Origin of the sequence: Streptomyces sp. NPDC058751 (assembly GCF_042746485.1) — a bacterium.
In the GTDB taxonomy this organism is placed as follows: Bacteria; Actinomycetota; Actinomycetes; order Streptomycetales; family Streptomycetaceae; genus Streptomyces.
This window is the reverse complement of sequence record NZ_JBHYPZ010000017.1, coordinates 50,679-70,588: the sequence shown is the minus strand read 5'-3', so window position 1 is coordinate 70,588 and position 19,910 is coordinate 50,679. Positions and strand designations below refer to the sequence as shown.

Below are 19,910 nucleotides of genomic sequence, written 5' to 3'. Positions count from 1 at the left end.
GCATGGATTAAGTATCGTGCCCGGGTGCTGACTGTGACCTCTGTGAATGTGAACGGGCTCCGGGCCGCCGCGAAGAAGGGTTTCGTGGAGTGGCTCGCGGGGACCTCGGCGGACGTGCTGTGCCTCCAGGAGGTGCGGGCGGAGCCCGGGCAGCTTCCCGAGGAGGTGCGCGCGCCCGAGGGCTGGCACGTCGTGCACGCCCCCGCCGCCGCCAAGGGCCGCGCGGGTGTGTCCCTCTACACACGGCGTGAGCCCGACCGCGTCCGGATCGGCTTCGGGTCCGAGGAGTTCGACTCCACCGGGCGGTACGTCGAGGCGGACCTGCCCGGTGTCACCGTCGCGAGCCTCTATCTGCCCTCGGGCGAGGTCGGGACGGAGCGGCAGGAGGAGAAGGTCCGGTTCATGGGCGAGTTCCTCACCCACCTGAAGGACCTGAGGCAGCGGGCCGCCGCCGACGGGCGCGAGGTCGTCGTCTGCGGCGACTGGAACATCGCCCACCAGGAGGCCGACCTCAAGAACTGGCGCGCCAACCGGAAGAGCTCCGGCTTCCTGCCCGAGGAACGGGAGTGGCTGGGCCGGGTCCTCGACCCGCAGGACGGCGGATACGTCGACGTCGTGCGAGCCCTGCACCCGGACACCGAGGGCCCGTACACCTGGTGGTCGTACCGGGGGCGGGCTTTCGACAACGATTCGGGATGGAGGATCGACCTTCAGGTCACCACGCCCGGGCTCGCGGGCAAGGCGGTCAAGGCGGTCGTGGAGCGTGCGGCGACGCACGGGGAGCGCTGGTCCGACCACGCGCCGGTCACGGTGGCCTACGACCTCGGAGCGGCCTCGTCGACTCCCTGAGGACGGGTGGCCCGGGGCTCCTGGCGGTCCCGTAGTCGTCGGTCCAGGGACAGGGAGAGTTCCGCGTCCACCACGCTCTTGGCCAGGGGGCGCAGGCGTTGGAGGTCGTCGGGGGTGCGGTCCTCGGCGAGGACCAGGGTGGTGAAGAGTTCGGCCAGTGCCTCGGTGTGCTCGCGCACGCGGCGGGCCGCCGTCAGGACGTCCGCGAGCGGTATGCCCTCGCGGACCAGGGCGGCCGAGACGTCGAGCAGGCGGCGGCTGATGTGCACGATCTCGCCGCCGTCCGTGCCGAGATAGCCGAGGTCGAGCGCCGCGGCGAGGTTCTCCCCGGTGGCCTGGCCCGCGAAGACGTCGGCCAGTTCCTCGGGGGAGAGGCGGACCGGGATCTCCTCGCTGGGCTCGCCGAGGCCGAGGAGTTCGCCGACGTCACGGCCGTGGTCGAAGGCCTCGGCCAGTTCCGCGATGCCGTTCAGGGTGTGGCCGCGTTCCAGCAGCGCCGAGATGGTGCGCAGACGGGCCAGGTGGGTGTCGTCGTACCAGGCGATGCGGCCCTCGCGCCGGGGCGGCGGTATGAGCTTGCGCTCCCGGTAGAAGCGCAGCGTGCGCACGGTGATGCCGGCCTCCTCGGCCAGTTCCTCCATGCGGTACTCGCGGCGGCCGGGCTCCGCGCCCCCCGCTCGCGTCTCCGCGCCGCGCTTTCCTGATCCCTCGGCCACGTCCGCACCCTACGTCGTACCCCGGGTAACTTTCCCGGTCGCGACCCCTACCCCTGAGTACGAAGCTGCTCTACCCTCCCGATTGTGCCAGTGTTCACTGGCGGGATCGTACGGGCCGGGGAGGCGTCGGGATGACCGAGCACGAGCATGTACGGGTGGCGGTGATCGGGTCCGGGTTCGGCGGACTGGGCGCCGCCGTACGGCTGCGACGCGAAGGGATCACCGACTTTGTGGTCCTGGAGCGGGCCGGCGCCGTCGGCGGCACCTGGCGCGACAACAGCTACCCCGGGTGCGCCTGCGACGTCCCCTCGCACCTGTACTCGTTCTCGTTCGCGCCCAACCCCGCGTGGCCGCGCACCTTCTCCGGGCAGGAGCACATCCGCGCCTACCTGGAGCACGTGACGGACCTCTTCGGGCTCCGGCCGCACCTGCGGTTCGACTCCGAGGTCACGATGATGACCTGGGACGCGGACCGGCTCCACTGGCGCATCGAGACGAGCGCGGGGTTCCTGACCGCGGACGTCGTCGTGTCCGCGACCGGTCCGCTCTCCGACCCCAAGATCCCCTTGATCCCCGGGATCGACACCTTCACCGGCAAGGTGTTCCACTCGGCCCGCTGGGACCACGACTACGACCTGCGCGGCAAGCGCGTGGCCATGATCGGCACCGGGGCCTCCGCCATCCAGATCGTGCCGGAGATCCAGCCGGACGTCGCCCGGCTGACCCTGTTCCAGCGCACCCCGCCGTGGGTGATGCCACGGGTCGACCGGGCCATCAGCGGCCCGGAGCGGTGGCTGCACCGGCAGCTTCCCCTCACCGCCCGGGCACGGCGCGGGCTGCTGTGGGGCATCCGGGAACTCCAGGTGCAGGCGTTCACCAAGCGGCCCGACGAACTCGGCCTGGTCGAGCGGCTCGCCAGGCGGAACATCTCACGCGCCGTCAAGGACCCCGAGCTGCGCGCGAAGCTGACGCCCGACTACCGGATCGGCTGCAAGCGGATCCTGCTCTCGAACACCTACTACCCGGCGCTCACCCGGCCCAACGTGGACCTGGTGGCCTCCGGGCTCGCCGGGATCGAGGGCTCCACCCTGGTCGCCGCCGACGGCACCCGGGCCGAGGTGGACGCCATCGTGTTCGGGACCGGCTTCCACGTCACCGACATGCCGATCGCCGACCGGGTCGTCGGGGCGGACGGCCGGACGCTGGCCGAGGCGTGGAAGGACGGCATGAAGTCGCTGCGCGGCGCCACCGCGGCCGGCTTCCCCAACTGGATGACGATCATCGGACCGAACACCGGGCTCGGCAACTCCTCGATGATCCTGATGATCGAGTCCCAGCTGAACTACATGGCGGACTTCGTACGGCAACTGGGCGTCCTCGGGGGACGCGTGGCGCTCGACGCCCGCCCCGGCGCCGTGGACGCCTGGAACGACCGGGTCCAGGAACGCATGAAGCGCACGGTGTGGAACACCGGCGGCTGCACGAGCTGGTACCTGGACGCCAACGGCGTCAACACGACCGTGTGGCCCGGCACGACGACCGAGTTCCGGGGTGCCACGCGCCGCGTCGACCTGGGGGAGTACGACGTGCTGCGCGTGGCGGAACCCGCGCCGGGAGCGGCGCCCGAACCGCGTACGAAGAGCACCCGCGAGAAGAAGGTGGAGGCAGGGGCGTGAGCCGACCGACGTACGAGGGCCACGGGACGTACGCGCCTCCCGTACCGGAGCGGGAACTGACCGCGCACTCCGCGGACGGCGCGCGACTGCACGTCGAGGTGCACGGCCCCGAGGGCGCGCCCGCCGTCGTCCTCGCGCACGGCTGGACCTGCTCGACCGCCTTCTGGGCGGCCCAGATCAGGGACCTCGCCGCCGACCACCGGGTCGTCGCGTACGACCAGCGCGGTCACGGACGCAGTCCCGCGAGTGACGCGTGCAGCACCGAGGCCCTCGCCGACGACCTGGAGGCGGTGATCGCGGCCACCCTCGCGCCGGGCGAGAAGGCCGTGTTCGCGGGCCACTCCATGGGCGGCATGACGCTGATGGCGGCGTCGGCGCGGCCGCGGTTCCGGGAGCACGCGGCGGCGGTGCTGCTGTGCAGCACGGGGAGCGCGCGGCTGGTGGAGGAGTCGGTCGTGCTGCCCTGGCGCGCCGGACGGCTCCGGACGCGTCTCACCGGGGCCGTGCTCGGCTCGCGCGCGCCGCTCGGACCCGTCACGCCCGTCGCCCGGCGGATCCTCAAGTACGCGACCATGGGCCCCGGTTCGTCCCCGGCGATGGTGGACGCGTGCGCGCGGATCGTGCACGCCTGTCCGCGTACCGTGCGCCATGCCTGGTCGGCCGTGCTCGCCGCGCTCGATCTCGAAGCGGGAGTGCGGGAGTTGAGGGTGCCGACGGCGGTGATCGCGGGCAGCGTCGACCGGATGACACCGGTCGTGCACGCGCGCTCCCTCGTGGCGTCGCTGCCGAACTGTGTCGGCAGCGACGAGCTGCCGGGGCTCGGGCACATGACTCCGGTGGAGGCGCCGGAGCTGGTGACCGCCCGGATCCGGGAACTCGTCACCACGTACGCCGTGGAGGACGCGGCCGGAGCGTCCGGTGCGGCGGCCGCGGTGACCGCCGAGGCCGCGGGGACCGCAGGCACCCCAAGCATCACAGGCACCCCAAGCATCACAGGCACCACAGGCACCACAGGCACCGCAGAGATCGCAGAGATCGCAGAGATCAAGGAGGGCGCATGAGCAAGGTGAGCCTGGAGGGGCAGGTCGCCGTCGTCACGGGGGCCGCGCGCGGTGTCGGCGAACTCCTCGCCCGCAAGCTCTCCGCGCGCGGGGCGAAGGTCGCGCTGGTCGGGCTGGAGGCCGAGGAGCTGAAGCGGGTCTCGGAGCGGCTTCCCGGCGAGAGCGACCACTGGTACGCCGACGTCACCGACCACGAGGCGATGGCGCGGGTCGCCCGGGAGGTCGAGCGGCGGTTCGGGAAGGTGGACGTCGTCGTCGCGAACGCCGGTGTCGCGAGCGGCGGGCCCTTCGTGGACTCCGACCCCGCGGCGTGGCGGCGGGTGATCGAGGTGAACCTGATCGGATCGGCGGTCACGGCGCGGGCGTTCCTGCCGACGCTGCTGGAGAGCCGGGGCTATCTGCTCCAGATCGCGTCGCTGGCCGCGATGACCCCCGCCCCCATGATGTCGGCCTACTGCGCCTCCAAGTCCGGTGTGGAGGCGTACGCGCACAGTCTGCGCGCGGAGGTCGGCCACAAGGGCGTGCGCGTCGGCGTCGGTTACCTGTCCTGGACCGACACCGACATGGTGCGGGGGGCCGATCAGGACGACGTGATGCGGGAGTTGAGGCAGCGGCTGCCGTGGCCGTCCAACAAGACGTATCCGCTGGGACCGGCCGTCGACCGGATCGTGGCCGGGATCGAGCGCCGTTCCAGTCATGTGTACGCGCAGTGGTGGCTGCGCGGGATGCAGGGGATCCGGGGGTATCTGCCGGGTGTCATCGGGACGGTCGGGCAGCGCGAGATGCGGCGGTTCGAACCGCGTCTCGGCGGTGTGCGGACGGGTCTTGTCGGGGCCGGCGGAGCGGCCGACGAACAGGAGCGGAAATCGACGGCGCCGTGAGGCGGACGTGGGCGCCCGGGGGCTTCCGGAGCGGTTGCTGAGCGGTTCCGGGGCTTCCGGAGCGCGTCCGACCGGCGCGTCTCACGGTGCGTGACTGACCGAAATGCGCGCTCTGTTCCTGCGTGTCAGTCTGGTCGAGGCCCGGACCTCCCCCACTCGTAAGGGGTCGGGGCCGAATCCCTCACCTCCCACAGGAGCGAATCTCATGAGCATGCAGGACCAGTTCAAGGACAAGGCCGAGCGGATGAAGCAGCAGGGCAAGAAGAAGACGCGCCCCGAAGGCCGTCGTCCCGAAGGCCGCCAGGAAGAGGCGAGCCGCCGTTCCCCGGCCGGCCGTGACGGCTCGATTCCGGAGACGGAACGTGCTCAGCGGGAGGCCCAGGACCGCTTCGACCAGGACTACGACGCCTGACCGACGCGCCTGCCCGGCTTGAACGAACGGGGCGCCCTCTTCACGGAGGGCGCCCCGTCCTCGTGCCCGGACCCGGCCGGACCCTGACCGGCCCTACCGGATCCGGCAGGGCCGGTCAGGGTCCGGCCGGCTCGGGTCAGTCGGGTCAGTCGGGTCTCGGGGGGAGCTTCGGCCGTCTTCTGTCGGGCACGTCCGAGTGGTTCGGCGGAGAGGCCGCCGGGTGGGTGCGCAGCAGGTCCAGCGAGAGCTGGATGGCGTCGTCGAGCTGGGCGTGGCGGCCCTCCGCCCAGTCGAGCGGGGTGCGCAGGATCTCCAGGTCCGGTGAGACGCCGTGGTTCTCGACCGACCAGCCGTAGGCGTCGAACCAGGCGGCGTTCATGGGAACCGTGATGACCGTGCCGTCGCCGAGGCGGTGCCGGCCGGTCATGCCGACCACGCCGCCCCAGGTGCGCTGCCCCACGACCGGGCCCAGCTTCAGCAGTTTGAAGGCCGCGGTGATCATGTCGCCGTCGGACGACGTCGCCTCGTCGGCCAGCGCCACCACCGGCCCGCGCGGGGCGTTGGAGGCGTACGACACCGGCTGGGCGTCACGGGTGAGGTCCCAGCCGAGGATCGTGCGCGTCAGCTTCTCGACCACGAGTTCGCTGATGTGGCCGCCCGCGTTGCCCCGCACGTCGACGATGAGGGCCGGGCGGGAGACCTCCATCCGCAGGTCGCGGTTGAACTGGGCCCAGCCCGAGCCGCCCATGTCCGGGATGTGCAGATAGCCGCAGTGCCCGCCGCTCAACTCCCGCACCACCTGCCGGCGTTTGGCCACCCAGTCCTGGTAGCGCAGGGGGCGTTCGTCGATCAGCGGGACCACGGCCACCCGGCGGGAGCGGCCCTCGCCCTCCGCCGGGGTGAAGGTCAGCTCCACCGTCGTACCGCCCGCGCCCGCGAGCAGTGGGTACGGGCCGGTGACCGGGTCCACGGGGCGTCCGTCGACATGGGTGAGGACCGCGCCCTCGCGGATGCCGGCGCCGGCCAGCGGTGAACGCGCCTTGGAGTCGGACGAGTCGCCGGGCAGGATGCGCTTGAGCATCCACCTCCCGTCGCGGCAGACGAAGTTGGCGCCCAGCAGGCCCTGCCAGCGCTGGTAGTGGGGCGGGCCCTCGTTGCGGCGCGCCGGGCTCACGTAGGCGTGCGAGGTGCCCAGTTCGCCGAGCACCTCGCGCAGCAGGTCCGCGAACTCGTCCGGCGAGGAGACCCGTTCGACCAGGGGGCGGTACTGCTCCAGGACCGCGTCCCAGTCGATGCCGCACATGTCCGGGTCCCAGTAGTAGGCGCGGATGACGCGGCCGGCCTCCGCGTACGCCTGACGCCACTCGGCGCACGGGTCCACCTCGTGCAGGATGCGGCGCAGGTCGATCCAGACGGTGGAGTCGCTGTCGCCGGACTCGGTGGACGGGACGGCGCGCAGGTCCCCCTCGTCGACGACGACCAGCCGGGACCCGTCGCCGCTCAGGGCGAACCAGTCGAGGTGGTCGACGAGTTCGGACTTCTTCGCCTTGGTGATGCTGAAGAACTCCAGGGTCGGACGGCCGGTCGTGTCGTCCGGGTTGGCGAACGTCTCGCCCAGCGCGCCGGAGATGGGCCAGCGCAGCCAGACCAGCCCGCCGCCCGCGACCGGGCGCAGCGCCGAGTACTTGGAGGCGGTGACCGGGAAGGGCGTCACCCGGCTCTCCAGCCCTTCGAGTTCGACGGTCGTCGCGGTGCCGTCGCCGGACTCCTCGTCGAGGGGGTCGAGGCCTCCGGCGACCGGCCGCCCGTCGGGGTTCAGCGCGAACGGGGAAGGGGTGGCGGAGGACAGGGGGACGAGGTAGGGGCGGCAGCCGAGGGGGAAGGACAGGTCGCCGGTGTGCACGTCGTACACGGGGTCGAAGCCGCGCCAGGAGAGGAAGGCGAGGTAGCGGCCGTCCCGCGTGAACACCGGGTTCTCGTCCTCGAAGCGGCCGTTGGTGACGTCGACGATCAGCCGGTCCTTTATGCGGGCCATCTTGATCTGCCGCAGGGAGCGCCCGATCCCGGGGTGCGACCAGGTCAGCCAGGCGCCGTCCGGGGAGAAGGCGAGGTCGGCCACCGGCCCGTTGATGGACCGGATGAGCTCGGTGACCTCGCCCGGCCCGGACCCGGACCCGGTGCCGCCCTCCGCCTCCGCCTTTGCCTCCGCCTTTTTCCGGTTCTTCGCCTTCGCCTTCTTCCGGTCCTTGGCCTTCGCCCCCGTCACGTCCTCGGCCGCTGTGCCGTCCCCTCCCCCCTCCCCGCTCCCGTCCCCGTCCCCGTCCCCGTCCTCGGGTTCGGTCCGCGAGTCGGGACCGGCGCTCTCCCCGGGTTCCTCCGTGGCGTCGAGCAGGAGCAGCCGTCCGTCGTTCGAGGCGATGGCGAGACGTTCGCCCTGGGGGTCCGACACCAGCTCCTGTACGCGTCCGAGCCGGCCGGAGGCGAGTCGGCGCGGCTCGCGGGCGCCGGTGGCACGCGGCAGGTAGGCGATCTCGACGGCGTCCTCGCCCTCCGCGTCGGTGACGTAGGCGACCTGGCCGCCCGAGCCGAGCATCTCCGGAAGCCGGACCCGTACGCCCGGTGTGTCCGCGATGGTGCGCGCGGGGCCGTCGCGGTGGGTGAGCCAGTACAGGCTGCCGCGTACGACGACGGCGCTGGCCCGGCCCGTCTCGTCCACGGAGATGCCGTCCACGTGCTGGGCGGCCGGCACCGGGTACGTTCGCCGTCCCGCGCGCGGACCGCCCAGCCGGACGTCGAGGCGGCGGGGAACCGCCTCGCGGGACAGGCTGTCGACGATCCACAGGTCGCCCGCGCACTGGTAGACGACCCGGGTGCCGTCCGAGGAGGCGTGCCGCGCGTAGAAGTCGTCGTGGTCGGTGTGACGGCGCAGGTCGGAGCCGTCGTACGAGCACGAGTAGAGGTTGCCGACGCCCTCGTGGTCGGAGAGGAACGCGATCCGTCCGCCGACGAACATCGGACAGGCGAGGTGGCCGCCGAGCTCGGCGACCAGTCGCCGGCCGTGCAGCCAGAGGCGGCCCATCGCCCCGCCCCGGTAGCGCTTCCAGGCGGCCGGTTCGTGCGGTGGGGTGCCGGTGAGCAGCAGGGTCTTCCGCTCGCCCCCGATGTCGGCGACACCGATGTCCGAGACCGGGCCCCAGGGCAGTTTGCGGCCGGGGTCGCCGTCGGTGGGGACGGAGTAGGCCCAGGTGAAGTAGGAGAAGGGCTGGCCGTGCGAGGCGACGGCGAGGATGTCGCCGTCGGGGGACCAGCCGCACACCTGGGTGTCGGCGCTGCCCCAGTAGGTGAGCCGGCGGCCGGGTCCGCCGTCCACCGGTGCCAGGTGGATCTCCGGGACGAGGCTCCGCCAGCTCGTGTACGCGATCCGCCGGCCGTCGGGGGAGAAGCGGGGGTGGCCGACCTTGGTGCGGTCGACGGTGAGCCGCCAGGCGCGTCCGCAGCCGTCGAGCGGGGCCAGCCACAGGTCGTCCTCGGTGACGAAGCACAGCCGGTCGCCGCTCAGGTGCGGGAAACGCAGATAGCCGGGGGAGTTCTCGTCCGTGGTCGCGTTCTCGTACTCGTCGCTCACTTATCCATGCTTTTCCGCCGGAGTGACCCCGGCAACTCGTGGCGCCGGGGGCGCGTGGGGGACGTGGGGCGCGGGCGGGGAGACGGAAGGTGCATGGGGGCGCGTTCACGGACGTGCGCGCCCCACGCCGGACCCGCCCGCCCGGCGTGACCCAGCACACGTACGAAACCGTTTCGTTTCGATGAGGTCAGGGGGTATCTTCAAGGCATACGAATCCGTGCCGTTCGAAGCGGGAGAGGTGAGTGGGATGGCTGAAGCCGCGACGGCGCGCCGCAGTCGGATCACGCCCGAGCGCGAGGCCGAGCTGTACGCGGCCGTGCTCGACCTGCTTCGTGAGGTCGGCTACGACGCCCTGACCATGGACGCCGTGGCGGCCCGCACCCGTTCCAGCAAGGCCACCCTCTACCGCCAGTGGGGCGGCAAGGCCGAGCTCGTCGTGAAGGCCCTGCGGCACCAGAAGCCGCTGAAGTTCTCCGACACGGACACCGGGAGCCTGCGGGGCGACCTCCACGCACTGGCCCTGCGGCAGGACGACTGCCAGATGGAGCAGGAGTCCGCGCTGATGCGGGGCCTGGCCATGGCGGCGCACGGGAATCCGGATCTGCTGAAGGCGTTCCGGGAATGGCTGATCGAGCCGGAGATGGAAGACCTGCGCCGGGTGCTCCGGCGTGGTGTCGACCGAGGTGAGATCCGTGCGGACAACCCGGCGATGGAGTACGTGATGCACATGCTCATCGGCGCCTTCGCCGCCCGCACCATGATCGAACAGCTTCCGCCGACGCAGGCCTTCCTGCATTCGTATGTAGACGCCGTGGTCCTCCCCGCTCTCGGCGCCTGACGTTCCACACCCCATTCCGTACCACCCCTGCGGATACCTGCAGCCCCTTGCAGGTCCCTGCAGTCGTACCTGACGCGCCGCTCACGTCGTCGGGCTGATCCCCCCTGCCCCCACACGGGTGATCACACCAGCCCCTGCCCTTCCACGACCTGACCGGGAGTACGCCCCCGTGGCCACGTTCCTCTACAAACTCGGCCGACTCGCCTTCCGGCGACGGCACTTCGCCGCCCTGATATGGGTGGCGCTGCTGACGCTCGCGGGCGTCGGCGCAGCCTCCGCGCCCGTCGCGGGATCGTCCTCCTTCTCGATGCCCGGCACCGAGGCGCAGAAGGCCTTCGACCTGCTGGAGAGCCGCTTCCCCGGTATGAGCGCCGACGGAGCGACCGCCCGGGTCGTCTTCAAGGCGCCCGCCGGCGAGAAGATGGCGGACAAGGACAACAAGGCGACGGTCGAAAAGGCCGTCGAGGTGCTCGGCACCGGCTCCGAGGTCACCTCCGTCACCGACCCGTTCAAGACCCGGGCCGTCAGTAAGGACGGCACGGTCGCCTACGCGTCGGTGCGGTACGAGGTCTCCGGCATGGAGCTGAAGGACGCCTCCAAGGACGCCCTGAAGGAGGCCGCGGCGGACGCGCGGCACTCCGGGCTGACCGTCGAGGTGGGCGGTGACGCGCTCCAGGCGACGCCCGAGACCGGTTCCAGCGAGGTCATCGGCATCGCGATCGCCGCGGTCGTCCTCGTCATCACCTTCGGTTCCCTGCTCGCGGCCGGACTGCCGCTGCTGACCGCGCTGATCGGCGTCGGCATCGGCGTCTCGACGATCACCGCGCTCGCCAGCGCGCTCGACCTCGGCTCCACCACCTCCACCCTCGCGATGATGATCGGCCTCGCGGTCGGCATCGACTACGCCCTCTTCATCGTCTCCCGCTACCGGGCCGAACTGGCCGAGGGCCGCGAGCGCGAGGAGGCGGCCGGACGGGCCGTCGGCACGGCGGGCTCGGCCGTGGTCTTCGCCGGACTGACCGTCGTGATCGCGCTGGTCGGACTGTCGGTCGTCAACATCCCGATGCTCACGAAGATGGGTGTCGCCGCGGCGGGCACGGTCGCCATCGCCGTCCTCATCGCCCTGACGCTGGTCCCCGCGCTGCTCGGCTACGCGGGCCGCAGGGTCCAGCCGGCCGGCCAGAAGAGCAAGCTGCTCGGCGGCGGGCGTGCCGCGAAGAAGGCGGGCAGGCCCAACATGGGCACGCGCTGGGCGAGCTTCGTCGTCCGCCGCCCGCTCGCGGTGCTGCTGCTCGGCGTGATCGGCCTCGGCGCGGCCGCGGTCCCGGCCGCCTCGCTCCAGCTCGGCCTGCCCGACGACGGCTCCCAGCCGGTGTCCACCACCCAGCGCCGCGCCTACGACCTGCTCTCCGAGGGCTTCGGTCCCGGCTTCAACGGCCCGCTGATGGTCGTCGCCGACGCGAAGGCGAGCGACGCGCCCAAGACGGTGTTCAGCAGGGTGCACGACGAGATCGAGGACCTCGACGGCGTCGTGAGCGTGAGCCCGGCGGCTCCCAACAAGGCCGGGGACACCGCGATGATCACGGTGATCGCCGACTCGAAGCCGTCCTCCGTCACGACCGAGAACCTGGTCCACGCGATCCGCGGCGCGGGTGCCGACATCAAGGCCGACACGGACGCGACGGTGCTCGTCACCGGCTCCACGGCCATGAACATCGACTTCTCGCAGAAGCTCAACGACGCGCTGGTCCCGTACCTCGCGCTCGTGGTCGGTCTCGCCTTCCTGCTGCTGATCGTGGTGTTCCGCTCGATCCTCGTCCCGCTGAAGGCGGCCCTCGGCTTCCTGCTCAGCGTGACGGCGGCCCTCGGCGCGGTCGTCGCGGTCTTCCAGTGGGGCTGGCTGTCGGGCCTGATGGGCGTCGAGGAGACCGGCCCGATCATGTCGATGATGCCGATCTTCATGGTGGGCGTGGTCTTCGGTCTGGCCATGGACTACGAGGTGTTCCTCGTGACGCGCATGCGGGAGGCCTTCGTCCACGGCGAGAAGCCCGGCCAGGCGATCGTCACCGGGTTCAAGCACGGCGCACGGGTCGTCACGGCCGCCGCCGTCATCATGATCGCCGTGTTCTCCGGGTTCATCGGCTCCAGCGAGTCGATGATCAAGATGATCGGTTTCGGTCTCGCCATCGCCGTCTTCTTCGACGCGTTCGTCGTCCGCATGGCGATCGTCCCGGCGGTGCTCGCGCTGCTCGGCGGGCGGGCCTGGTGGCTGCCGAAGTGGCTGGACCGCGTGCTGCCGAACGTCGACGTCGAGGGCGAGGGCCTGCGCGACCTCGACGACAAGCCGCTCGACGGGGACGCCGACCGGAAGCTGGTCGGCGTCTGAGACCCGGCCCCCCGGACCGCTGTTCTCAGTGAGGGACCTCGCCGACACGTCGGCGAGGTCCCTCGCGTACGTGGCCCCTCGCGTACGCGCCGCTCCCCGGCGGGCCGTCGGCGCGGCGGCCGGCGGTGCCTCAGTGGGCCACCGGCGTGGCGGCGGCCATGTACGTACGGCGCAGGAAGCGCATGAGCGCCTTCGTGTCGAGCTGTACGACCGCCACCCCTTGCGTCGAGTGGAACTCCAGGACGGCCTGGACGCGGCCGCACGGCCATATGCGGACCTGGCCGCTGTCGACGGGGACGCGCAGCCCCTGCTCCAGGAGTTTGCGCTCGAAGGTCCACTCGTGGGGGCCGGGGAGCGTGACGCGCACCTGGCGAGGGTCCGTCTCCGGGTCGTACCGGAGGGCCACGGGGACGGCCCGGTGTTCGTCGTCGGCGGAGTCGGCGGTGTCCGTCACGATATGAGCGCGTGCGTACTGTTCGACGGCGTGCATGTACCGACTCCTTACGCTGCGTCACCTATGTGGAATATGTGAATTCCGTCACCACTCCAATGTCGCACATCTCCCGGAAAACGCTCTCCGGCCGTCCGTACCCCTTCCCCGGGGAACGCCTGCCCGGCCAGGGCGGGTCCATGTGCGCGGCGGCCGCATCCGCCTCGGGCGCGGCGGGCCTCCGGGGCGGTGAACCGCTCCCGCGCGCCCGCCGGTCACCCGTGGACTGCTTCCGTGCGCCGGTCCGTCGCGAATTGTTCGCGCTTCCTTGCTCTTGCAAGTCGTTCGCAACAAGGCACTATTATCGGACAGTGCATGTACCTGACGGATTCATCAATGCCCCGGTCTCCGCGGTCGCAGGCGTGGCCGCCGCAGGCGCCGTCGCCGTGAGCCTGAGGGGCGCCCGCCGCGAACTCGACGAACGGACCGCGCCGCTCGCCGGCCTGGTCGCCGCCTTCATCTTCGCCGTGCAGATGCTGAACTTCCCGGTCGCCGCCGGGACCAGCGGACATCTGCTCGGCGGCGCCCTGGCCGCCATCCTCGTCGGCCCCTTCACCGGAGTCCTCTGCGTCTCCGTCGTCCTGCTCATGCAGGGCATCCTCTTCGCCGACGGCGGCCTCACCGCGCTCGGCGTGAACATCACCGTCATGGCCGTCGTCACCACGGTCGTCTCGTACGCCGTCTTCCGCGGCCTGGTGAAGGTGCTGCCCCGCACGCGGCGCTCGGTCACCACCGCGTCCTTCGCCGCCGCGCTGCTCTCCGTCCCGGCCGCGGCCGCCGCCTTCACCCTCCTCTACGCGGTCGGCGGCACCACCGACATCGCGATCACCAAGGTCGCCACGGCCATGGTCGGCGTCCACGTCCTCATCGGCATCGGCGAGGCCGCGATCACCGCGCTCACCGTCGGCGCCGTCATCGCGGTGCGGCCCGACCTCGTGTACGGCGCCCGCGGCCTCCAGCAGAAGCTCAAGCTGCGGGTCAACGGCGAACTCGTCGACACCCCCGAGGCCGACGCCCCCGCCGCCCCCTCCTCGCACCGCAAGGTGTGGATCACCGGCCTGGTCACCTCCCTCGTCCTCGCCGGATTCGTCAGCTTCTACGCCTCCGCGAGCCCCGACGGCCTGGAGAAGGTCGCCAAGGACAAGGGCATCGACGCGAAGGTCGAGGCGCACGCGGCCGAGGACTCGCCGCTCGCCGACTACGGCGTCAAGGACGTCTCCGACGCCCGCCTCTCCGGCGGTCTCGCCGGGGTGATCGGCGTCGGTGTCACGGTCGTCGCGGGCACCGGCGTCTTCTGGGCGGTCCGCAGGCGCCGTACGGACGACACCTCGACCGCCTCCGTGGCGGGAACCGCCTGACGTGGGAGCGGGGCACGCTCATAAGCTGTACGTGCACGGGCACTCGCCCGTGCACGTACTGCCGCCGCACACCAAGCTCGCAGCCACGCTCGCCTTCGTGGTCGTGGTCGTCTCCACCCCGCGCGAGGCGATGTGGGCGTTCGCGCTGTACGCCGTGCTGCTGGCGGTGGTCGCACGCCAGGCCCGCGTACCGGCCGGGGTCCTGCTGAAAAGGCTCCTGATCGAGGTCCCGTTCGTCGCGTTCGCGGTGCTGATGCCCTTCGTGGCCGAGGGCGAACGGGTGGACGTGCTGGGTCTGTCCCTGAGCGCCGACGGCCTGTGGGGCGCCTGGAACGTCCTCGCCAAGGGCACCCTCGGCGTCGCCGCCTCCGTCCTGCTGGCCTCCACGACGGAACTGCGCGAACTGCTCCTCGGCCTCCAGCGGCTGAAGCTCCCCCCGCTCCTCGTCCAGATCGCCTCCTTCATGATCCGCTACGGCGACGTCATCACCGACGAGATGCGGCGCATGCGGATCGCCCGGGAGTCACGCGGCTTCGAGGCGAGCGGGGTGCGGCACTGGGGAGTGCTCGCGAAAACGGCGGGCGCCCTGTTCATCCGCTCCTACGAACGCGGGGAACGCGTGCACCTGGCCATGGTGAGCCGGGGGTACGCCGGTTCCATGCCCGTCATCGACGAGGTGACCGCGTCCCGGGCGCAGTGGTCGTACGCCCTCGCCCTTCCGCTCGCCGCCCTCGTCGTATGCCTGTTGGGATGGACGCTGTGATGTCTGCTGCAACTTCTCTGGAGGTCTCCGGCCTCGCGTTCGCCTATCCGGACGGGCACCAGGCCCTGTTCGGCGTGGACTTCCGGATCGGGCGCGGCGAGCGCGTCGCGCTCCTCGGCCCGAACGGCGCCGGCAAGACCACCCTCGTCCTGCACCTCAACGGCATCCTGACCGGCGGCGCCGGAACGGTGACGGTCGCCGGACTCCCGGTCGGCAAGCAGCACATGGCGGAGATCCGGCGCAGGGTCGGCATCGTCTTCCAGGACCCGGACGACCAGCTCTTCATGCCGACCGTGCGCGAGGACGTGGCCTTCGGGCCGGCCGCCGCGGGCATGAAGGGCGCCGAACTGGAGGAACGCGTCCGCACGGCCCTGGAGCGCGTGGGCATGGAGGCGTTCGCCGACCGCCCGCCGCACCACCTGTCCTTCGGGCAGCGGCGCCGGGTCGCCGTCGCGACGGTGCTGGCGATGGAGCCGGAGATCCTCGTCCTCGACGAGCCCTCCTCCAACCTCGACCCCGCCTCCCGCCGTGAACTCGCGGACATCCTGCGCTCGTTGGACGTCACGGTCCTCATGGTCACCCACGACCTGCCCTACGCCCTCGAACTGTGCCCCCGCTCCCTCGTCCTCAGCGACGGGGTGATCGTCGCCGACGGCGCGACCGGCGACGTCCTCTCCGACGACGACCTCATGCGCACCCACCGCCTGGAACTGCCCTTCGGGTTCGACCCGCGTTCCGTGACACGCGCCGTGACAATGGGAGCGTGACGAAACAAGAGGACGTCGGGCCGCCGGCCGGGTCGCTGCTGCTCGACGACCAGCTGTGCTTCGCGCTGTACGCCGCCCAGCGGGCCGTGACGGCGGCGTACCGCCCGCTGCTGGAGGAGCTCGGCCTCACCTACCCGCAGTACCTGGTCCTGCTGGTCCTGTGGGAGCGCGGCGAGACCACGGTCAAGGAACTGGGCGCCGCCCTGCGCCTCGACTACGGGACGATGTCGCCGCTGCTCAAGCGGCTGGAGTCGGCGGGGTTCGTCCGCCGGGAGCGCTCGGCGCACGACGAACGCTCGGTGCGGGTCGCGCTCACCGGGCGAGGCGAGGTGCTCAGGGAGCGCGCCGAGGAGGTGCCGCGGGCGCTGCTGACGGCGACCGGTCTGGGCGAGGCCGACGTCACGCGCCTGCGCGAGGAGCTGCGCCTGCTGGCCGAACGCGCGGAGGGCGCGGCGGCACGCGGCCGCTGACGCCCGCCGGTCCGCCCGGCGGCGGCCGGGCCGTCGACGCGCCGGTCACCCGGCGGTGCGCGGGCCGTTCCCGCCGCCAGGGGTGGAGCCGGGGGCGGATTCCATGATCGCCAATGGGCACCCCGAGGTCTCCCCGGATCCGTACCGGCCAGTACCTTGTGCACCATGCACTTGTGCGTCATGTACTCGTGCACGATGTATCTGTGCGTCACCTTCTGTTGCCCGCCCGGAGGAGGTCCTTCCGTGATCGACGGCACCGCTGCCGACACTCGTCCGACGAAGATCATGTATGTCGCCGAGGCGACCGCGCACGGCGGCCGCGACGGCTATGTGACCAGCCAGGACGGGCAGCTCGAACTGAAGGTCGCGATGCCGCCGGCCCTGGGCGGCGACGGCGACGGCACGAACCCCGAGCAGCTCTTCGCGGCCGGGTTCAGCGCCTGCTTCCACAACGCGCTCGTCATGGTCGGTCGCCGCGCCGGCCTCGACCTCTCCGGCTCCACGGTCGCGGCGAAGGTCGGGATCGGCCCCAACAAGCAGCGCGGCTACGGGCTGGCGGTCGCCCTGAGCGTCTCGCTCCCCGTCCTCGACGCGGAAGTCGCGGCGAGGCTCGTGGCCGAGGCGCACGAGGTCTGCCCGTACTCGAACGCCACCCGCGGCAACATCGAGGTCACGATCCTGCTGGGCTAGTCCCCCCTAGGAATCGAAGGCCGCGGACGCGTGTTCCACTCACTATCGGCAGTGTGAGGCGACAGGGAGCACGGACGTGGACGTGAACGGCACAGTGGCGGAGGGCTTCGAACCGGTCAGGGAGGCGTTCGCGGCCAACTTCGCGACCCTCGGGGACCGGGGCGCGGCCGTCACCGTGTACCGCGACGGACGCAAGGTCGTCGACCTGTGGGGCGGCACCCGGGACGTCGACGGCACCGAACCCTGGGAGCGGGACACCGCGCAGATCGTGCGCTCCGCGACGAAGGGCGTCGCCGCCGCCGTACTCCTGATCCTCGCCCAGCGGGGACAGCTCGACCCGGACGCGCCGGTCGCCGCCTACTGGCCCGAGTACAAGGCGCACGGCAAGGAGCGCACGCGCGTACGGCATCTGCTCGCGCACCGGGCCGGGGTCCCCGCCGTCGACCGCCCGCTCACCCCCGCCGAGGCCGCCGACCCCGATCTCACGGCCGCGGCGATGGCCGCCCAGACGCCCGCCTGGGAGCCCGGGGCCGAGCACGGGTACCACGCGCAGACGTACGGCTGGCTGACGGGCGAGCTGGTCCGGCGCGTCACCGGGCGCACGATCGGCCGGTGGATCGCGGAGGAGCTGGCCCGGCCGCTGGACCTCGACCTGTGGGTCGGGCTTCCGGCGGAGGCGGCCGGCCGGGCGGGCCGGGTCGCGCAGACCGAGGCGCCGGCCGCGCCGGGCGGGCTCAGGACCCGCCCCAAGCGGGCCGTCTCCGACGCGTACGCCGACCCCGGCAGCCTCACCCGCCGTGCCTTCGCCGCGATCACCCCGATGCCCGACGAGAACGATCCCGCCTACCGCGCCGCCGTCCTCCCCGCCTCGAACGGCGTCGCCACCGCCGACGGCCTCGCCCGCTTCTACGCCGCGCTGATCGGAGAGGTGGACGGCGTCCGGCTGTTCACACCGGAGACGCTGTCGGCCGCGCGGACGGAACAGTCCGCGGGGCCCGACCGGGTCCTCGTCGTCAACACCCGCTTCGGCCTCGGCTACATGCTCCACGGCGGAGCCTCGCCGCTGCTCTCCCCGGGCTCCTTCGGCCACCCCGGCCGCGGCGGCGCCCTCGGCTTCGCCGACCCCGAGTCCGGCATCGCGTTCGGCTACGTCACCAACGGCTTCCGCAAGAGCGTGACGGCGGACCCGCGGGCCCAGGCCCTGGTACGAGCGGTACGCGCGTCCGTCACCGCGTAGCCGCGGGCGGCGCGCGTCATCGCCCCACGACGGCCCGGAAGTTCGCGGGACGGACCGAGGCGATCAGCTCTCGAAGCTTCTCGGTGTAAAGGCGCACGTTCTTGGAGGCGATGTCCGTGTCCGGGTAGCGGCACGCGATCCACAGCCCCTCGTGCAGCCGGTTGACCCAGGCGCACACCTGATCGCCGTACGACACGCGGAGCAGCCCGTAGGCCTTCTGCTCGCTCCAGCAGGCCGAACCGGGAACGGGACGGGCGTCCACGTACGAGACGATCGAGTACAGGTCGGGCGACGTGGGGCGGAAGTCCTCGCCCAGGAGGCGCAGTACCCGGGCCAGGGGAATGCGCGCCAACGACCGGTTGGCCTGCAACTGGGCCCGGACCGAGGCGAGCGCGGCGTCGAAGTCCCGTGCCGCGGGCACCTCGATCGGCGCGCCGCCGACGTACCAGCCCACGGAGTCCGACCACACGGACTTCAGCCGGGTGTGGAACGGCACGACCGTGCGGTAGACCGGTTGCCCGCCGAGTTCGTGGACGATGAGGCTGGTCGCGGCCAGGACACCCACCAGGCTGCCGCCGTAGGGCCGGCAGTACGTCTCGAACGCCGCGGCCGCGTCCGCGTCCACGAGCGGCTCACGCATCAGCTTCTGGACGGGCAGGGGGTCTCCGGGCCGCAGGCCCAGATCGACGGCGAACTCGGGAAGCCTTCCGTCGCACCGGCCGATGAACTCCCGCCAGCGCGTGACGATCGCGTGCGTGTCGTCGATGGCGTTCGCGTTCGCCCGCTCCTGCTCGCAGAAGTCCACATAGCTCGCGACCGGTGCGGAGGCGTGGGGCCGCCCCGCGGCACGTGCCGTGTACAGCTCCCGCACCTCGTACGGGATGCGCTGCAGCGAGTAGGCGTCGACGTTGGTGTGGTCGAATGCCAGGTACACGCTGGTGGAGTCCTCGCGGACGACCGCCGCGTAGATGAGGTTGGGCCAGCCGAGAGCGTCCGCCGCGTCGTCGAAACGGTCTTGCAGATGCTCGGCCAGCAGGTCCGCGTCGGTGAAGTCGCCCACCACTTCGCGGTGGAGCGTGACGTCGTCCTGGTCGAGGGTGAACCGGTGCATCTCGTCGCCCACCCACCTGAACCCGCTGCGCAGCGTCTCGTGACGCAGTGTCCAGTCGCGCAGGGCCCGTTCCAGCGCGTCGAGGTCCACTCGGCCGGGCAGGTCGAAGGCCGTGCCGAGCCAGGTCGGCACGAACAAGCCGTCCTCGCGCACCGATCGCGCCGTTCTGATGTGTGACTCCTGGATGTACGCCGGCGGCCGCGGATCCGTCGGCAGCACCGTCGCGGCGGCGACGGTCGCAGGGCTGAACCCCCACTCCACAAGCCGTCCAGGCCGGACCTCGCAGCGCTGAATATCAGAAATTCGCACAGTGGCGTCTCCTCGTCGAAAACACAGGCCTGATCAACATGGAGTCGTGTGCGGGCGTTGTCTGCCGTTTCGCCTGCAAACCAGCGGAAGGTGTGGCACGTCGAACGGTGGAGCGACCTGTCCGTCGTCCGGTGTTTGCAGATGTGCGGGTGAGGAACGCACGGAGGCGGGGGGGGGGGGGGGTGGGGAGCACCCCCCCCCCCCCGGGTGTGAGAGAGAGGGGGGGCCCCCCCCCCCCCCGAAGAAAAAAAAAAAAAAAACAAAACCACAC

General features: G+C 71.7%; 17 protein-coding genes. 13 read left to right on the top strand and 4 right to left on the bottom strand.

Features of this window, described 5'->3' with window-relative positions; genetic code table 11:
* Window positions 1-24 precede the first annotated feature (24 nt).
* A complete protein-coding gene (locus ACFW6B_RS17680; RefSeq protein WP_386596936.1) occupies window positions 25-849 on the top strand; it encodes an exodeoxyribonuclease III in 825 nt (274 codons plus the stop codon).
* Here ACFW6B_RS17680 and ACFW6B_RS17675 read toward each other — a convergent pair.
* Window positions 816-1,490 (bottom strand): MerR family transcriptional regulator, encoded by a 675-nt coding sequence (locus ACFW6B_RS17675; RefSeq protein WP_386597122.1) that lies wholly within the window; start codon window positions 1,488-1,490, stop codon window positions 816-818. The two genes, ACFW6B_RS17680 and ACFW6B_RS17675, sit on opposite strands and share 34 nt — an antisense overlap.
* Window positions 1,491-1,696: 206 nt before the next feature.
* Here ACFW6B_RS17675 and ACFW6B_RS17670 point away from each other — a divergent pair, with 206 nt between their 5' ends.
* The 4 genes from ACFW6B_RS17670 (at window position 1,697) to ACFW6B_RS17655 (ending at window position 5,595) form a co-directional block, all read left to right on the top strand.
* Window positions 1,697-3,241 (top strand): flavin-containing monooxygenase, encoded by a 1,545-nt coding sequence (locus ACFW6B_RS17670; RefSeq protein ID WP_386596934.1) that lies wholly within the window; start codon window positions 1,697-1,699, stop codon window positions 3,239-3,241.
* Entirely contained in the window at window positions 3,238-4,302 is a 1,065-nt protein-coding gene (locus tag ACFW6B_RS17665) for an alpha/beta fold hydrolase (RefSeq protein ID WP_386596932.1), read from the top strand. The genes ACFW6B_RS17670 and ACFW6B_RS17665 overlap by 4 nt, the downstream gene beginning before the upstream one ends.
* On the top strand, window positions 4,299-5,183 hold the full coding sequence (locus ACFW6B_RS17660; protein WP_386596929.1) for an SDR family oxidoreductase: 885 nt from the start codon (window positions 4,299-4,301) through the stop codon (window positions 5,181-5,183). The genes ACFW6B_RS17665 and ACFW6B_RS17660 overlap by 4 nt, the downstream gene beginning before the upstream one ends.
* Window positions 5,184-5,388: 205 nt before the next feature.
* Complete coding sequence (locus tag ACFW6B_RS17655; protein ID WP_386596927.1) at window positions 5,389-5,595, top strand: hypothetical protein; 207 nt, start codon at window positions 5,389-5,391, stop codon at window positions 5,593-5,595.
* Window positions 5,596-5,740: 145 nt separating this feature from the next.
* Here ACFW6B_RS17655 and ACFW6B_RS17650 read toward each other — a convergent pair whose 3' ends face one another.
* A complete protein-coding gene (locus tag ACFW6B_RS17650; RefSeq protein ID WP_386596926.1) occupies window positions 5,741-9,220 on the bottom strand; it encodes a S41 family peptidase in 3,480 nt (1,159 codons plus the stop codon).
* A gap of 247 nt (window positions 9,221-9,467) precedes the next feature.
* On the opposite strand from ACFW6B_RS17650, the gene ACFW6B_RS17645 reads away from it, so the two are divergent.
* Together ACFW6B_RS17645 and ACFW6B_RS17640 are read left to right on the top strand one after the other, a co-directional pair.
* Complete coding sequence (locus tag ACFW6B_RS17645; RefSeq protein WP_386596924.1) at window positions 9,468-10,058, top strand: TetR/AcrR family transcriptional regulator; 591 nt, start codon at window positions 9,468-9,470, stop codon at window positions 10,056-10,058.
* A gap of 169 nt (window positions 10,059-10,227) precedes the next feature.
* Window positions 10,228-12,444, top strand: coding sequence for an MMPL family transporter (locus tag ACFW6B_RS17640; RefSeq protein WP_386596922.1), 2,217 nt, complete (start codon window positions 10,228-10,230; stop codon window positions 12,442-12,444).
* 130 nt (window positions 12,445-12,574) lie between these two features.
* Here the strand turns inward: ACFW6B_RS17640 and ACFW6B_RS17635 are convergent, their stop codons facing one another.
* Window positions 12,575-12,934 carry an SsgA family sporulation/cell division regulator gene (locus tag ACFW6B_RS17635; protein WP_386596920.1) on the bottom strand — a complete coding sequence of 120 codons (360 nt, stop codon included), beginning with the start codon at window positions 12,932-12,934 and terminating at the stop codon, window positions 12,575-12,577.
* A 311-nt stretch (window positions 12,935-13,245) separates the two neighbouring features.
* Between ACFW6B_RS17635 and ACFW6B_RS17630 the strand changes: the two genes are divergently transcribed.
* The 6 genes from ACFW6B_RS17630 to ACFW6B_RS17605 all read left to right on the top strand — a co-directional run bounded on the left by ACFW6B_RS17630 (window position 13,246) and on the right by ACFW6B_RS17605 (window position 18,219).
* Window positions 13,246-14,292: an energy-coupling factor ABC transporter permease gene (locus ACFW6B_RS17630; protein ID WP_386596918.1), complete on the top strand. Its 1,047-nt coding sequence runs from the start codon at window positions 13,246-13,248 to the stop codon at window positions 14,290-14,292.
* Between the two features lies 1 nt (window position 14,293).
* The gene (gene cbiQ / locus ACFW6B_RS17625; protein WP_386596916.1) at window positions 14,294-15,055 is read left to right on the top strand and encodes a cobalt ECF transporter T component CbiQ; all 762 of its coding nucleotides are present in this window, start codon (window positions 14,294-14,296) and stop codon (window positions 15,053-15,055) included.
* On the top strand, window positions 15,055-15,822 hold the full coding sequence (locus tag ACFW6B_RS17620) for an energy-coupling factor ABC transporter ATP-binding protein (protein ID WP_386596914.1): 768 nt from the start codon (window positions 15,055-15,057) through the stop codon (window positions 15,820-15,822). The genes cbiQ and ACFW6B_RS17620 overlap by 1 nt, the downstream gene beginning before the upstream one ends.
* Window positions 15,819-16,292 (top strand): MarR family winged helix-turn-helix transcriptional regulator, encoded by a 474-nt coding sequence (locus ACFW6B_RS17615; RefSeq protein ID WP_386596911.1) that lies wholly within the window; start codon window positions 15,819-15,821, stop codon window positions 16,290-16,292. The genes ACFW6B_RS17620 and ACFW6B_RS17615 overlap by 4 nt, the downstream gene beginning before the upstream one ends.
* 243 nt (window positions 16,293-16,535) lie before the next feature.
* On the top strand, window positions 16,536-16,982 hold the full coding sequence (locus ACFW6B_RS17610; RefSeq protein WP_386596909.1) for an organic hydroperoxide resistance protein: 447 nt from the start codon (window positions 16,536-16,538) through the stop codon (window positions 16,980-16,982).
* A 76-nt stretch (window positions 16,983-17,058) separates the two neighbouring features.
* Window positions 17,059-18,219 carry a serine hydrolase domain-containing protein gene (locus ACFW6B_RS17605; RefSeq protein ID WP_386596907.1) on the top strand — a complete coding sequence of 387 codons (1,161 nt, stop codon included), beginning with the start codon at window positions 17,059-17,061 and terminating at the stop codon, window positions 18,217-18,219.
* 16 nt (window positions 18,220-18,235) lie between these two features.
* Here the strand turns inward: ACFW6B_RS17605 and ACFW6B_RS17600 are convergent, their stop codons facing one another.
* The gene (locus ACFW6B_RS17600; protein ID WP_386596905.1) at window positions 18,236-19,639 is read right to left on the bottom strand and encodes a condensation domain-containing protein; all 1,404 of its coding nucleotides are present in this window, start codon (window positions 19,637-19,639) and stop codon (window positions 18,236-18,238) included.
* Between the last annotated feature and the right edge of the window lie 271 nt (window positions 19,640-19,910).